This window comes from Rhizobium sp. N324 (assembly GCF_001664485.1).
Lineage (GTDB): Bacteria > Pseudomonadota > Alphaproteobacteria > Rhizobiales > Rhizobiaceae > Rhizobium.
The window spans coordinates 748,288-762,558 of the sequence record NZ_CP013630.1 but is presented as its reverse complement, the minus strand read 5'-3'; the positions used below and the strand labels follow the sequence as shown (position 1 = coordinate 762,558).

Genomic DNA, 14,271 nt, shown 5'->3' with positions numbered 1-14,271 from the left:
GACGGATTGGAAGCGGCCACGTGCTTATCCCCCTCATAAATTGACTGGGAAAAGGTAGCAGCCGATCTTTAACAGAAAGTGAGAATCCGGTGCGCCAAGTATAATTCTCGGGATTATTACCCCAAAAATGGCTCTCTCATTTCCGGTAGCTATGGCCGGTCGCATCAAACAGATGCAGCTTCTGCCTGTCGGCGGCAAATCGCATCTTCTGGCCCTTCTTCACATCATAGATGCCGGGCAGCTTGACGACGATCGGCTCGCCCGGAACCAGGCCTTCGATATAGAGCAGCGTCACTTCGCCGAGCGCTTCGACGATCGACACCTCGCCCTCGAAAAGATAGTCGGCGCCATCGGCGATCCTCAGGTCTTCCGGACGAACGCCGAAGCTTGCCTGCTTGCCGGCTTCGGAGGCGCCGGTCGCGACATCGAGCGTCACCGACATACCGCCGGTCAGCGTCACCGTCGTCTGGCTTCCGGTTGCGGCGACCGTCGCCGGGATGATGTTCATGGCCGGCGAGCCGATGAATTTGGCGACGAAGAGGTTGGCCGGACGCTCATAGAGATCCAGCGGCGCGCCGACCTGCTCGATATTGCCGGCGGAGAGAACGACGATGCGGTCGGCGAGCGTCATCGCCTCGACCTGGTCGTGGGTGACGTAGATCATCGTCGTATCGGCCATCTGTTCGTTCAGGCGGGCGATCTCGATGCGGGTGGCGACACGCAGCGCGGCGTCGAGGTTGGAGAGCGGCTCGTCGAACAGGAAGACCTTCGGATCGCGGCAGATGGCGCGGCCGATCGCCACGCGCTGGCGCTGGCCGCCGGAAAGCGCCTTCGGCAGGCGGTCGAGATATTTGGTCAGCTGCAGGCTCTCGGCCGCCGCCTTGACGCGGCGGTCGATCTCCTGCTTGCTTTCGCCGGCGATCTTCATGCCGAAAGCCATATTGTCGAAGACGGTCATGTGCGGGTAGAGCGCATAGGACTGGAAGACCATGGCGATGCCGCGCTTGGAAGGCGGCACGTCATTGACGAGATGGCCGTCGATATACATCTCGCCGCCGGTGATCGCCTCCAGACCGGCGATCATGCGCAGAAGCGTGGACTTGCCGCAGCCGGACGGACCGACGAAGACGATGAATTCGCCTTGCTTGATATCGAGGTCGATCCCGTGGAGAACGTCCACGGAACCGTAGGATTTGCGGATATCCTTCAGCGTCAGTCCAGTCATGTCTCTCTCCCCTGCTGATCCTTAAGCGAGACGGGCGAAATACGCCCCCCAGGCCGGAATATCGATCTTGTCGCCATAGTTGTTGCTGATAAAGCCATGCCCCGTCAACGCCTGCCATTCTCCCGCAGGCAAAGTGACGCCGGTTTCGGTCGGGCTCATGTTGAAGATGCATAGCAGCTGCTCATTGCCATATTCACGGGTGAAGACCAGGGCGTCGCCCTGCGGCTCCTCGAATTCAATCTCACCCTTGGCAAAGGCCGGGTGCAATTTGCGGAAGGCGATGAAGCGGCGATAGTGCTCCAGCACCGAGCCCTCGTCGCCCTGCTGGACGCTGACGGCGCGCAGAATATGCTCGACCGGCACCGGCAGCCAGGGTTTGACCGTGGAAAAGCCGCCCTGGGCGACCTGGCTGTCCCAGACCATCGGCGTGCGGCAGCCGTCGCGGCCCTTGAATTCCGGCCAGAACTGGATGCCGTAGGGATCCTGCAGATCCTGATAGGCGAGATCGGCCTCGGTCAGCGCCAGCTCCTCGCCCTGATAGAGGCAGACGGAGCCGCGCAGCGTCAGCAGCAGCGAGGCATAGAGCTTGGCGAAGGCGTCGTGATCGGCGACCAGCCCGCCCCAGCGGCTGACATGGCGAACGACGTCGTGATTGGAGAAAGCCCAGCAGGCCCAGCCATCGGGTGCGGCGGCCTCGAAATCCTCCATCACCTCCTCGACGCGCTCGGCCGTCAGCGAATCGGGCGCCAGGAACTCGAAGGCGTAGCACATATGCATCTTATCATTGCCGGAGGTATATTCCCCGACGATTTCAAGGCCGCGCTGGCTATCGCCGACTTCGCCGACAGCGGCAATGGCGGGGAATTCCTCGAGAACGGCGCGGAAGCGCTTCAAGAAGGCAAGGTTCTCCGGCCGGTTCTTGTCGTAGATATGCTCCTGGAAATTATAGGGATTGACCGCCGGCGCCGTCGAAGCGTTGCGGCGCTCGGGCGCCAATGCCGGATTGTCGCGCAACAGCGGGTCGTGGAAATAGAAGTTGATGGTATCGAGGCGGAAGCCGTCGACGCCGCGATTGAGCCAGAAGCGCACGACGTCGAGCAGACGGTCCTGCACCTCCGGATTATGCAGGTTCATATCCGGCTGCGAGGTCAGGAAGTTGTGGAGGTAATATTGCATGCGCGTCGGATCCCACGCCCATGCCGAGCCACCGAAGATCGACAGCCAGTTGTTCGGCGGCGTGCCGTCCGGCTTGGCGTCGGCCCAGACATACCAGTCGGCCTTGGCGTTGGTCTTGCTGGAACGGCTCTGCACGAACCACGGATGCTGATCCGAGCTGTGGGAGATGACGAGATCGATCATCACCCGGATGCCGAGGCGATGGGCCTCTGATATCATCGTGTCGAAATCCACCAGCGTGCCGAAGATCGAATCGACGTTCTCGTAGTCGGAAACGTCGTAACCGAAATCGCGCATCGGCGAGGTGAAGAAGGGCGATATCCAGATCGCATCGACGCCGAGGCTTGCCACATGCGGCAGGCGGGCGGTGATGCCCTTGAGGTCGCCGATGCCGTCACCGTTGGAATCCTGGTAGGAGCGCGGGTAGATCTGATAGATCACCGCGCCGCGCCACCAGTCCTTGTCGGGGGTCGAGATCGATTGGGGAGCCACGTTCATGGGATATCCTGTCTGAAGTCACGTTCGGAAATGGTCAGCCTCCCTTGACCGAACCCGCCAGCAGGCCGCGCACCAGATAACGCTGCAGCCCGAAGAAGACGAGCAGCGGCACGATGATGGTGACGAAGGCCGAGGCCGTCAAAATCTCCCAATTGCCGCCGCGCGAGCCGAGCAGCGCGTTCAGGCTGCCAGTGAGTACGAGGTGGTCCTTGTCGGTGCCGAGGAAGACCATGGCGACGAGCAGGTCGTTCCACACCCACAGGAACTGGAAGATGGCGAAGGAGGCGAGTGCCGGGAAGGACAGAGGCAATACGATGCGGGTGAAGATCTCGAAATCGCTGGCGCCGTCGACGCGGGCGGATTCGATGATCTCTTTCGGCAGGCCGGCGATATAGGCCCGCAGCAGATAGATGGCGAGCGGCATGCCGAAGGCTGTGTGAGCGAGCCAGATGCCGGGATAGGTCTTGGATGGCTGGCCGAGCATCGTGCCGATCTCGTTATAGAGGCGCAGCAGCGGGATCAGCGACATCTGCAGCGGCACGACGATGAGGCCGACGACCAGTGCAATCAACAGCGCACGGCCGGGAAACTCCATCCAGCTCAGCGCATAGGCGGCGAAAGCAGCGATCAGGATCGGAATGATCGTCGCCGGGATCGTCACCGTCAGGGAGTTGATGAAGGATTGGCCGATGCCTTCGCCTCTCAGAACCGTATTGTAGTTCTGCAGCGAAAATTCCGGCGGCGCGGAGACGGAGACATAGATGCGCCGTGGTCGTTCGTCGGGCGAGAAGGCGGCGTTCTTCATATAGCGGTAGCTGCCGTCGCTGTTGATCAGCAGGCTTTCGCCGTCGCCGAGATCGGCGGTGGTACCGGCCTCGAAGGCCGCCGGCTGCTGCACGCGGTTGCCGAAGGCCTTGACCGAGCGGCCGGTCTGTCCCTCAAGCACATTGCCTGAAATGACGTAGGCAGCGCCTTCCTGCTGCTGCTGATCCGGCGTGCCCAAGCGGACGGCGACGGTCTGGGTCGAGCCGACGAAGGATGTCCACCAGCCGGAGACGACGATCTGATCCTTGTCGCGCAGCGCGCTGACGAAGATGCCGAGCGTCGGGATCAGCCAGATAATGACGATCAAGAGAACGGCGGCGTGAACGAAAAGACGGGCGGGGCCGATCTTGAAGTAGCTTGCGGCAGCGGTCATCTCAGTGGCCCTTCAGTTCGCGATTGGCGCGGCGCACGTTCCAGACCATGATCGGCGTGACGGCGAGCATAATGATGATGGCGATTACAGCGCTTCGGCCGGAATCGCCGCCGCCGCGGAACATCCAGTCGAACATCAGGTTGGCCAGCACCATCGTCTGCCACTGGCCGTTGGTCATGGTCAGCACGATATCGAAGACCTTGAGGACGAGGATGGTGATCGTTGTCCAGACCACCGCGATGGAGCCCCAGACCTGCGGCACCATGATGCGCCAGAAGATCTGCCAGCCATTGGCGCCATCGATGACGGCGGCCTCGATCGTCTCCTCGGGAATGCCGCGCAGAGCCGCCGACAGGATGACCATGGCAAAGCCGGTCTGGATCCAGATCAGGATGACCATCAGGAAGAAATTGTTCCAGAAGGGAACGGAGATCCACACCTCGGGCGTGCCGCCGAAGGTCTGGACGATGGCGTTCAGCAGGCCGATCTGGACGTCGTTGCCGCCGCGATATTCATAGATGAACTTCCAGATGACCGAAGCGCCGACGAAGGAGATCGCCATCGGCATGAAAACGATGCTCTTGGCGATATTGCCCCACCAGATGCGGTCGGTCATCACTGCGATGACGAGGCCGAAGAAGGTGCAGGCGGCCGGCACGACGGCGAGCCAGAGGATGTTGTTGAAGATCGACTGGCGGAATTCGCGGTCGCCGAGCGCCCATTTGTAATTGGCGAGGCCGACGAATTGCTGGCCGGCGCGGTCGTGGAAGGAGAGGATGAAGGTCGCAACGACCGGATAGACCAGATAGACGACGAGCAGGAAGAGCGCCGGGCCGATGAACAGCCACGGCCGGATCAGCGCACGGCGATTGAGATTGCGCGATGCGGCGCGGATGTCGCCATCCTTCACCGGCAAGGCGAGATCCAGGATCTTGTTCGAAAAATAGAAATAGGCCGAGCATGCGAAAACGGCGACGACCACGACGCCCAAAGCGGACACTATCTGCGACAGCATTTCGTCCCTCCCCTGCTTCCCCTGATCTTAGTCCGACCGGTATTGTTCTGACGGGTCAGCGCCGGTCATCGTCAATCTATCTGTATTGCCCAATCACAACATATCCTGCGATGGCCGGGCTCTTTTCGAACCCGGCCAGTCATGCAGGCCATGCCGCCGGCAAGCCGGCGGCATAATTTTTAGGATTACTTGATGCCGTCCCAGGCGCTCTGGATTTCGCCAGCGGCATCTTGAGCCGACTTGCCGCCGACGAAATCGACCATGCCCGTCCAGAAGGCGCCGGCGCCGATCTTGCCCGGCATCAGGTCGGAACCGTCGAAGCGGAAGGTGGTGGCGGAGGTCAAGATTTCGCCTTCCTTCTTCATCTGCGGGTTGGCATAGGCCTCGCTGCTGACGCCCTTATACGGCGTCAGGAAGCTCGACTGCGCCATCCAGACCTCATGCGCGATCGGGGTCTTCAGGAAGTCGATGAAGGCGCGGGCCGTCTTCGAGTCCTTGGCGATCGAGACGAGCGTGCCGGCGCCGAGAACCGGCTTACCGAGTTCGGGATGCGACGCATAGGTCGGCATGTAGAAGAAGTCGGCATCCTGGCCGAGCTTCGTGCCCTCAGGGAAGAAGGACGGGATGAACGAGGCCTGATGGTGCATGTAGCACTTCGGCGGAACGGAGAAGAGCCCCTTCGGGCTGTCGCGGAAGTCGGTCGAGGCCACGGCCGCGACACCGCCATTGACGTATTTCTCGTTCTTGGCGAACTTGCCGAATTCGTCGATCGCGGCAACGACGGCCGGATCGGTGAACTTCAGCTCGTTGGTCGTCCACTTGTCGTAGGCTTCAGGCGGCTGCATGCGCAGCATGATGTCCTCGACCCAGTCGGTCGCCGGCCAGCCGGTGGCGCCGCCGGACCCGAGACCGATGCACCAGGGAACGCCGCCGTCCTTGACGATCTGGTCGGTGAGGGCATGCAGCTCTTCCATGGTCGTCGGAATCTTGTAGCCGGCTTCCTCGAAATTCTCCGGAACATACCAGACGAGCGACTTGACGTCGGCCTTATAGGGGAAGGCATAGAAGGCTTCCTTGCCGTCCTTGCCCTTATAGGTGCCGTACCCGACCCAGCTGTCGCCGGCGCCGTAATTGTCCTTGATCCACTTGGAGTTGTCGTCGCCGAGCGGCGTCAGGAAGCCCTTGCTGGCGAGATCGGCCAGCAGGCCCGGCTGCGGCAGAACAGCGATGTTCGGCGGCGAGCCCGCCTGCGTGTCGATGACGATCTGCTGTTCGTAATTTTCGGAAGAGGAGTATTTGACATCGATGCCGGTGGCTTCGGTGAAATAGGCCAGAACGCTCTGGAAGAACGCCTCGTCCTCGCCGCGCCACGGCCCGAAGATCGTCAGCGGCTGCCCCTTCAGATCGGCATGCGCGGCCTTGAATTCGTCATAGCTCTTCCAGTTGAACTTGGAATCCTGTCTCGGGGCAAATTTCAGATCGGCCGCGGACGCAGCACCGGCAAAAAGCGCCGCCACGGCAACGCTCATCAAAAATGTCTTTTTCATGTGATCAACCTCCCATCACAATCCCAACCCGCGCCGAATTCCCTTCAAAAGAAATTTCAAAGCGCTTTGACACCCAACTCATTCCACTTTCGGTGGAACGGAGTCAAGTCATTTCACGAAAACCGGCTGTGGACGCGGCCGTTATCACGGGCGCGAGCAGCGGCTATCGGGAAATATGGAGCGATTTTTCTTGAGTCAAGCGCGCCAGATGCTACATAATTGAAAGCGCTTTGGGCGCCACTGGGAGGCGGCAGACCATTTCAACACGGCCGACGGGCGGGCCGGGAGGAAGCATAGCAGGTGAATCTCAAACAGCTATCGGAATTGCTGGGGCTGTCGCAGACGACGGTGAGCCGAGCGCTCAACGGTTATCCCGAGGTCAACGAGGCGACCCGGGAGCGTGTGCTGCAGGCCGTCAAGGAAACCGGGTATCGCCCGAACAAGGCGGCGCAACGGCTTGCGACCGGCAAGGCGGGCTCGATCGGCCTCGTCATGCCGACGGCGCCCGGCCACCAGTCCGACGTGCATTTCGGCGAATTCCTGGCCGGGCTCGGCGAAGAGGCGGTGCGCCACGACTTCCACTTCGTCATCATGCCGGCCGACCCGGACGACGAGGTGGCGGCACTCCGGCGGCTTGCGATCAGCGGCAATGTCGACGCGCTGTTCGTCGCCTATATGCGCGGCCACGACCCGCGGCTCGCCATGCTGAAATCGCTCTCCATGCCCTATGTCGTGCATGGCCGATCTTTCGGTTCGGAGCCGGACTATCCCTATCTCGACATCGACAATGAAGGCGCCTTCTACGATGCGACGCGGCTTTTGCTGCAGCTCGGCCATACGCGCTTTGCGCTGATGAACGGGCAGATGCATCTCGATTTCGCCATCCGCAGGAAGAATGGCGTCGTATCGGCGCTTGCCGAACGCGGGCTGGCGCTCGAGGAGGACTGCACCAGCCATACGCTGATGACGGACGAGCAGGGCCTGCTGGCGATGGAACAGTTCCTGCAGCTGCCGGAGCGGCCGACGGCCATCCTCTGCTCCAGCACGGTGCTGGCGCTCGGCGCGATCCGCGCGGTCAACCAAGCGGGATTGCGGCTCGGCGAGGACATCTCGCTGATCGCCCATGACGACGTGCTGCCGCTCTTGAAGCCGGAAAACTTCTCCGTGCCGCTTACGACGACGCGCTCTTCGCTGAGGGCCGCCGGCGTCCGTATCGCCCAGCGGCTGATCGGCACGGTGAAGCAGGCAGGCCCCTTCCCCGACCAGGAACTCTGGAAGACCGAACTGATCGTCAGGGCCTCGACCGGCCCTGCCCCGCAGTAGCTCTAAAGCGCGTCGCGATCTTTCAGATTCGCTCCTCGCGCTTTAGCCTTTTTTAGCGTGTCGTTGGCGGCAAACAGCGCCGCACACTTCCGGGCGACATGCATTAATCAGAACTGCGGCGGGGTCTGCCCTGCGGCGCGATGGGCGGCGATGACCGTATTGGCCATCAGCATGGCGATGGTCATCGGGCCGACGCCGCCTGGAACCGGGGTGATGGTGCTGGCGACTTCGGAGACCTCGGCGAAGGCGACGTCGCCGACGAGCCGGGTTTTGCCCTCGCCTCTTTCGGGAGCTGCCACGCGGTTGATGCCGACGTCGATGACCGTCGCACCCGGCTTGACCCAATCGGCCTTGACCATCTCCGGCCGGCCGACGGCGGCGACCAGGATATCGGCGTTGCGGCAGACCTCGGCCAGGTTCCTGGTCCTTGAATGTGCGATCGTCACCGTCGCATTGGCATTGAGCAGCAATTGCGCCATCGGCTTGCCGAACAGGTTGGAGCGGCCGATGACGACGGCGTTGAGGCCGGAGAGATCCTCGCCGTGGGTGCGCCGGACGAAGACCATGGCGCCGGCCGGCGTGCAGGAGACCAGCCCGGTCTTCAGATCGCCGATGGCGAGCTTGCCGGCATTGGCGATGCTCAGGCCGTCGACATCCTTTTCCGGCAGGATCGCCTGGATGATCGGCTCGCTGTCGAGCGGCTTCGGCAGCGGCAGTTGCACCAGGATGCCGTGGATCGACGGATCGGCATTAAGGGTGGCGACGAGGGCCGCCAGATCCTCCTGGCTGGTCTCGGCCGGCAGCGTGTGCTGGACGGACTTGAAGCCGCATTCCTTGGCCATGCGGCCCTTGGAGCCGACATAGGCGTGGCTTGCCGGATCGTCGCCGACGATGACGACCGCGAGGCCGGTGGTGACGCCGCTGCTCTTTTCCAGCGCTGCCGTCGCACTCTTGACCGTCTGAATGACCGATGCAGCTACGTTCTTGCCGTCGATTACTGTCGTCACGCGTCTCTCCGCCCTGTTTCGCGCCAATCTATGGATAGTCGGCGAGCGTCAAATGCCCGCTAACGCCCTATCCTGTCGGAAAGCAGCAAGGCAATATCAAAAATGCAAGGAAATGATCGTTCAGCGCAGCGGCTGCCGCGCTTCGAGGCCATGAACAAGAAGCCGGTCGCGCAGGCCGGAGATTTCGGAGCGCAGCACCTCCATCTCGTCGACCGCGGTCGGGACCGGTTGCGGTGCCGGCGGCGGCTCTGAAGACAGCGGTTGGGACAGCGGCGGGGATAGCGGCATGTCCTGGCGTGGAGCAGCTCCTGGTTTGCGCAGGCGCAGCAGGAAGGCCGCAGCAAGAGCGGCGGCGAGACCCGCGGCAGCGCCGGCCAGCGAGCGGCCGGCCAGGCCGTCGGGCGCCGATACCGCCGTTGCCCGTGCCGGCTTGATGAGAGTGATATGGCCGCCGGGGACCGTTCCCGTCGAAGCCGAAGCCGCATCTTCGAGGCGCGAACGCGCGGCGGTCGCCTTCTCGCCGAGTTCAGTCAGCCGGGCAAGATCGACGCCGGTATCCCGGCTTTGCGCGATCAGCGTGTTGCGGCGGTCGTTCAGGCCCTTGCGCGCCTCGACGGCCGCCTTGGCGGCGGCGTTGGCGGCCTGGGCAAGACGGGTAAGCTCCTTGCCCATATTCTCCTTCAGGCCATCGGTTTCGGCCTGCTGCTGCAACAGGCGCGGATGGCGCGGGCCGAGCTCGGCCGAGAGCTGCGCAAGCGCCGTCCTGGCAACCGCATATTTGTCGCGCCAGTCCTGCAGCGCCGGCGAGAGCATATCGGAGGGGAGCGAACCGTCGAGCACGCCGGCAAGTTTTGCGGCTTTCAACCGGTCGGCCTGCGCCTTGGCGTTGAGGATCGTCTGGTCGGCCTCTCTCAGATCGGCATCGAGCCGGTCGATCTGGCGGCGAAGATCGACCGCCACCTTGACGTTGCCCTCGCCGCTCTTTGCCGTGAACGCCGTGAGTTCCGCCTTCGCCTCGTCATAGGCCTTGCGCAAGGCGGTGTCGGTTTCGGGGTTGCCGCCGGGTCCGTCCGCCGGCGATGCCGCTTCGGCAAGTCTTGTGGCGATACGCATGGATTTGCCGCTGTCGCCGGTCGTCACCCGCACGAGGATCGTGCCGGCGGCGGCATCGGGCAGGATCTCCACAGCATGCTTCAACGTCGCCTCGGCGCGCGAGGCCGGATCGGCAGCAGCACCGGTCGCCGAGAGCAGATCGAGCGCAACGCCGAGCGCATTGGCGCTTGCGCCGGCAAATTCGGGATCGTGATCGAGTTTCAGGGCGGCGACCGTCGAAGCAACCACCCGCGCCGACATCAGCCCCTTCGCCGCAGCCTCCGTGAAAGCGGCCCGGCTTGCGGCATCGGTCTTCACCGCAAGCGTCGTTTCGGCGCGGTAGAGGGTTGGCGGAGCCGGCATCAGCGCCGGCAGGCCCGCGCCGATCATCGTCGTAGCGGCGACCGTCATCGCAAGGGCACCGACGCCGACGCGCCGCCGTAGCGGTAGCGGGCGGGGCTCAGCCGCTTCCTCCCGGTTCGCGGCCAGCGGTTCGGGCGAGATCATCGGCGCGATGGCCGGAGCAACCGGTTCTTCGCGGCGCGGCTGTTCCTGAAGAAGCGGATGGCCGATGTCGTTGGCCGCCCGCAGGCGATTGCCGAGGATGGTTTCGATACGATCAACCAGCGGCGCCGTGCGCGCCGCCTTCGCACGCTGCTCTTCGCGCTGCTCTTCCAGCGCGCGGCCGATGGCGCGCAGCAATTCGGCCTCGGGCGGGGCGATATCGGCGCGGTTCGACTGGGGCAATCTCAAGGGCACACCATAACGATCGTCATGGGCGCGCACCGGTGCGGGCGCCGCCGGCCGGGCGGCCGCGCGATCGTGAAAGCTGCTTCTGGCCCTGATATCGTACATTTGCGCCACATCTCATGCACATGATGGCCGAATTCGCTCATCCGCACGGATGCAGATGATTAAGCCAGTCTAAATATTCATGGCAAAGAAATGGTTAACCGCAGCGTGTAAGAATTGATGAATTCCCATGTGCGACAGCGTCTTCGGAAGGACGCGATGCAGCGTCAGCTTGCTTTCTTGCGGTCTGACCGCGGCTGCAGCACGGCGGCCGGCTCTTCCGGATGGCTGAGGATCCTCTCGCGCCGTTGGAAGCGATAGCGCAGCACATGGAAGAGAAAGACCGGAATGCCGATAACGTAGCGGCGCCAGAGGCGCGCCGGCTCCTGCAGCAGGCGATAGGCCCATTCCAGGCGCATCATCCGCACCGTCTTCGGTGCCCGCGGGACGGCGCCGGAGACGAAGTCGAACAGGGCGCCGACCGTCAGCACCAGTCGTGCATGATCGGCACGGATATGGTCGTGGACCCATTTCTCCTGCAGCGGCGTTCCCATGCCGACGATCAGGATGTCGAGCTTCTGGCGCTCGATTTCCTCGGTGACCTCGGTGGAATCCACCTTGTCGAAAAAGCCGTCGGAAATGACGACGAATTCATGCCAGGGTGTATGTTTGCGGAAATTTTCCGCTGCCGCCTCGACGACCGCACGCGTGCCGCCGATCAGGCCGATGCGGCGCGGGGCCTCCATGAAGGTGAGGAAGGCCGGCACGAAATCGGTGCCGTTCAGATTGGCGGGAAACGGCGAACCATGGGCGATCTGCGAAGCGATGTTGAGACCGATGCCATCCGGCAGCACCAGATTGTGCGACATGATCCGGTAGTATTCGTCGTCGCGCAGCGCCGTCAGCATGTTGTGGGCGTTGACGAAGCAAACCACGGTCTGGCCGACGGGAATGGAGGCCAGCTCGTTGATGAAAACGAGGGCGTCATCCCAGCCGAGATCGCAGACCGGCAGATCGAAGATCGTCCGCCGCGATGCGAGCACCGCGAAGTTTGCAATCAGATTCATTCCTACCTCCTGCCGAGGGTGCTGCATGCGCCCGACATCCCGGAAAACAAGCCCATCATTGCGCAGCGCAGGTTCCTGAAAGAACCGGCCGCGTCACGCCCGGACGGCGTCGCTCCGATCTCGGAAGGCGGCACTGCCGGGCTGTGACACCTGTATAACAGGACGGTTTCAAACAACCCTTAGGAAAATCCCTTGAATTTCTATGCTCGCATAAGTGGTTTGTTAACCACGTGCGCCAAACGAAAAACGGCGCCCTGCGGCGCCGTTTTTCGTCGATGCTATTCTGAATATTTAGTGGGCGGCCGGCGCCGGCGCTTCGCCGGCCGGTGCGGTCTCGAGGATCTTGACGGGCGTTCCCACCTTCTTCGGCTGCCCGGCGGAGCTTTCCTTGACGTCCTCCTTGGAGAGATAGTCGAGCTGCTCCAGCATGACCTCGGCGACATAGTCGCCACCGAGACGCTCGTTCATGCCCTTCTTGATCTCTTCGCGGAATACCTTCGGATCGAAGGATTTGATATGGGCGATGTCGACCATCTTGTTGCCGACGAGCAGGCTGAAAAGCTCGTCCGTGGTCATCTCGGCCAGCGGCAGCGTTACGCCCTTCAGCATCTCCTTGTTCATCATGAAGGAAACGCGGCCGAGGAAATAGCCGGTGATCGCACCGTTACCGATGATCGGTACGGTGATCGTTTCACCCTTCACCAGTTCGAGCGCGCTCTGCTTGGAATCAGTGGCCGCGGGCGCCGGCGCGGTCGCCAGGTACACCGAGAAGTAGACCGATGCCAAGGTGATGGCGCAAACCCAGACACCGGTAAGGACGAGCTTGATCATCAGTTTCCACGCGCGGCGAATTGTTCCTGGGAATAGGTGCCGTCGGCATCGGCATCCTGAACGGCGTTCTTCAGCAGATCGGCGACGGCGCGAACCGCTTCGAGATGCGCCTCGACCCGACGGGCGTTGAGAACCAGCTTCTTCTTCAGTCCATGCAGCTGATCGAGATGGGCAGCGGCAAGCTCGGCCGGATCGGTGTCACGGAAAAGCATCGACAGCTCATAGAGGCAGCGGCTCTTATGCGCATTGGAGACTTTGAGATCGAACTGCGGATCGCTGCCGATCCGGGTGTTCTCATTGTCGATGATCATTTCGAGGCGTCCGAGAACGGATTTGATCCTGTATTCGTTCGAAACTATTTCCATTGTACCCTCGGTTATGCGTCGCTTGGAGCATGATGCCGAAACTGTGCCCGGTTTTCGGGCGACAGCATGCTCTAGCCATTTAATTGTGAAGAGGATTCATATTTCAGGCCAACCGGCCTGAAATCATCCTGTTCTATCGGTCTTGGCTTCGGCGGTCGGCGTGCCGAATGTCTTGCGCTGGAAGTCGTCAATCATGCTGATCGCAGTGTTGCGGTCATCGTTATCGGTCGAGGCATTGACGATCTTGCCTTCCTGCCGGCGCAGCTGCTCGCTGTACATCTGCTTGGCGATGCCGATGCCGTCGCCCTTGGCCATGGTGTTGCCGAGCTGTTCGGCCATCATGCCTTTCCAGATATCGCCGGTCGCGCCCTTGCCGTAGACATCTTCGCTTTCGCTCGGCAGCATGGACTTGACGAAATTCTGCAGAACCATGGCTTCGAACTTCCGGTAGCTTTCCGGGACCTCCTCGGCCTTGGTGCGGTTCTGGATGCTGTTGAGGCCGCTCTTCTGGCCGATATGGTCGAGAACATCGACCGTATTGGAGAAACCCTTGCCGTTCTCGGCGAGGCTCGTTGCGGCAAAGGCCGCACGATTTGCCTTCAGTTTTTCCTGGGCCGCCTGAACCTCCATGGGGTCGGCAGCTTTGACAACGTCCAGGACCAGATCACTGGGGGGCGAAATAGCCACGTTACAATCCTCTAATTTAAGATTGCAACGATTATGGATTTTGAAGCTTGCTGGAGGCTGGCGTTGCGAATTGCTGGTCGATGACATCGTAGACGGCATTGTCGTCGGCCTCGCGGCGCTCGGCCTCGAGCGCCTCCTTCATGCCTTCTTCGAAACGGTCCCCCTTGGCGCGCTCGCGCGCCAGCCGCATTTCGTGGACCTGCTGCATGCCGGTCAGTTGCTGGTCCTTGATGGAGAGCCTGCCGAACCGGTCGGCGTAATTCTGCGAGAAGGCGTGGTGGACCGGGTCCATCGAGCCGAGCGCGACGATGACGTCGTCCATCGCCGCATTGACTTCGACGCGCTGGCGGCTGGTCTCGGCCAGATCGTTCTCGGCCATCCTTTCGATATGCCGCTGCACCGAGAGCAGTCGCTTGAGCTTCTGGGAACGGTTCTTTTCGACCATCGT

General features: G+C 62.1%; 13 protein-coding genes. 1 reads left to right on the top strand and 12 read right to left on the bottom strand.

Annotation, left to right across the window (positions count from 1 at the left end; all coding sequences use genetic code 11):
• Positions 1 to 136: 136 nt before the first annotated feature.
• The 5 genes from AMK05_RS03710 to AMK05_RS03690 form a co-directional block, all read right to left on the bottom strand.
• Positions 137 to 1,225 (bottom strand): ABC transporter ATP-binding protein, encoded by a 1,089-nt coding sequence (locus AMK05_RS03710; RefSeq protein ID WP_064836628.1) that lies wholly within the window; start codon positions 1,223 to 1,225, stop codon positions 137 to 139.
• Positions 1,226 to 1,246: 21 nt separating this feature from the next.
• Positions 1,247 to 2,899: a beta-galactosidase BglA gene (gene bglA / locus AMK05_RS03705; protein ID WP_064836626.1), complete on the bottom strand. Its 1,653-nt coding sequence runs from the start codon at positions 2,897 to 2,899 to the stop codon at positions 1,247 to 1,249.
• Between the two features lie 34 nt (positions 2,900 to 2,933).
• Positions 2,934 to 4,097, bottom strand: a complete 1,164-nt coding sequence (locus AMK05_RS03700) for a carbohydrate ABC transporter permease (RefSeq protein ID WP_064836624.1) — start codon at positions 4,095 to 4,097, stop codon at positions 2,934 to 2,936.
• A gap of 1 nt (position 4,098) precedes the next feature.
• Positions 4,099 to 5,112, bottom strand: a complete 1,014-nt coding sequence (locus AMK05_RS03695; protein WP_064836622.1) for a carbohydrate ABC transporter permease — start codon at positions 5,110 to 5,112, stop codon at positions 4,099 to 4,101.
• Positions 5,113 to 5,297: 185 nt separating this feature from the next.
• Positions 5,298 to 6,659 (bottom strand): ABC transporter substrate-binding protein, encoded by a 1,362-nt coding sequence (locus tag AMK05_RS03690; RefSeq protein ID WP_064836620.1) that lies wholly within the window; start codon positions 6,657 to 6,659, stop codon positions 5,298 to 5,300.
• A gap of 300 nt (positions 6,660 to 6,959) precedes the next feature.
• Between AMK05_RS03690 and AMK05_RS03685 the strand changes: the two genes are divergently transcribed.
• Positions 6,960 to 7,982: a LacI family DNA-binding transcriptional regulator gene (locus tag AMK05_RS03685; RefSeq protein ID WP_064836618.1), complete on the top strand. Its 1,023-nt coding sequence runs from the start codon at positions 6,960 to 6,962 to the stop codon at positions 7,980 to 7,982.
• 107 nt (positions 7,983 to 8,089) lie between these two features.
• Here the strand turns inward: AMK05_RS03685 and folD are convergent, their stop codons facing one another.
• From folD to AMK05_RS03650, 7 genes are all read right to left on the bottom strand, one after another.
• Positions 8,090 to 8,989: a bifunctional methylenetetrahydrofolate dehydrogenase/methenyltetrahydrofolate cyclohydrolase FolD gene (folD, locus tag AMK05_RS03680; RefSeq protein WP_064836615.1), complete on the bottom strand. Its 900-nt coding sequence runs from the start codon at positions 8,987 to 8,989 to the stop codon at positions 8,090 to 8,092.
• A 120-nt stretch (positions 8,990 to 9,109) separates the two neighbouring features.
• Positions 9,110 to 10,936: a hypothetical protein gene (locus AMK05_RS03675; RefSeq protein ID WP_064836613.1), complete on the bottom strand. Its 1,827-nt coding sequence runs from the start codon at positions 10,934 to 10,936 to the stop codon at positions 9,110 to 9,112.
• 164 nt (positions 10,937 to 11,100) lie between these two features.
• Complete coding sequence (locus AMK05_RS03670; protein ID WP_064836611.1) at positions 11,101 to 11,940, bottom strand: WecB/TagA/CpsF family glycosyltransferase; 840 nt, start codon at positions 11,938 to 11,940, stop codon at positions 11,101 to 11,103.
• 291 nt (positions 11,941 to 12,231) lie between these two features.
• Complete coding sequence (locus AMK05_RS03665) at positions 12,232 to 12,771, bottom strand: hypothetical protein (RefSeq protein ID WP_064836609.1); 540 nt, start codon at positions 12,769 to 12,771, stop codon at positions 12,232 to 12,234.
• Positions 12,771 to 13,136: a hypothetical protein gene (locus tag AMK05_RS03660; RefSeq protein WP_003570277.1), complete on the bottom strand. Its 366-nt coding sequence runs from the start codon at positions 13,134 to 13,136 to the stop codon at positions 12,771 to 12,773. Before AMK05_RS03660 ends, AMK05_RS03665 begins: the two co-directional genes overlap by 1 nt.
• A gap of 123 nt (positions 13,137 to 13,259) precedes the next feature.
• Complete coding sequence (locus tag AMK05_RS03655; RefSeq protein ID WP_064836607.1) at positions 13,260 to 13,823, bottom strand: rod-binding protein; 564 nt, start codon at positions 13,821 to 13,823, stop codon at positions 13,260 to 13,262.
• Between the two features lie 31 nt (positions 13,824 to 13,854).
• On the bottom strand, positions 13,855 to 14,268 hold the full coding sequence (locus AMK05_RS03650) for a hypothetical protein (protein WP_064836604.1): 414 nt from the start codon (positions 14,266 to 14,268) through the stop codon (positions 13,855 to 13,857).
• Positions 14,269 to 14,271: the final 3 nt, after the last annotated feature.

Coding starts and splice junctions, on each gene's coding strand:
- AMK05_RS03710 (WP_064836628.1), bottom strand. CDS start 1,225: ATGACTGGACTGACGCTGAAGGATATCCGCAAATCCTACGGTTCCGTG.
- bglA (WP_064836626.1), bottom strand. CDS start 2,899: ATGAACGTGGCTCCCCAATCGATCTCGACCCCCGACAAGGACTGGTGG.
- AMK05_RS03700 (WP_064836624.1), bottom strand. CDS start 4,097: ATGACCGCTGCCGCAAGCTACTTCAAGATCGGCCCCGCCCGTCTTTTC.
- AMK05_RS03695 (WP_064836622.1), bottom strand. CDS start 5,112: ATGCTGTCGCAGATAGTGTCCGCTTTGGGCGTCGTGGTCGTCGCCGTT.
- AMK05_RS03690 (WP_064836620.1), bottom strand. CDS start 6,659: ATGAAAAAGACATTTTTGATGAGCGTTGCCGTGGCGGCGCTTTTTGCC.
- AMK05_RS03675 (WP_064836613.1), bottom strand. CDS start 10,936: ATGTACGATATCAGGGCCAGAAGCAGCTTTCACGATCGCGCGGCCGCC.
- AMK05_RS03670 (WP_064836611.1), bottom strand. CDS start 11,940: ATGAATCTGATTGCAAACTTCGCGGTGCTCGCATCGCGGCGGACGATC.
- AMK05_RS03665 (WP_064836609.1), bottom strand. CDS start 12,771: ATGATCAAGCTCGTCCTTACCGGTGTCTGGGTTTGCGCCATCACCTTG.
- AMK05_RS03660 (WP_003570277.1), bottom strand. CDS start 13,136: ATGGAAATAGTTTCGAACGAATACAGGATCAAATCCGTTCTCGGACGC.
- AMK05_RS03650 (WP_064836604.1), bottom strand. CDS start 14,268: ATGGTCGAAAAGAACCGTTCCCAGAAGCTCAAGCGACTGCTCTCGGTG.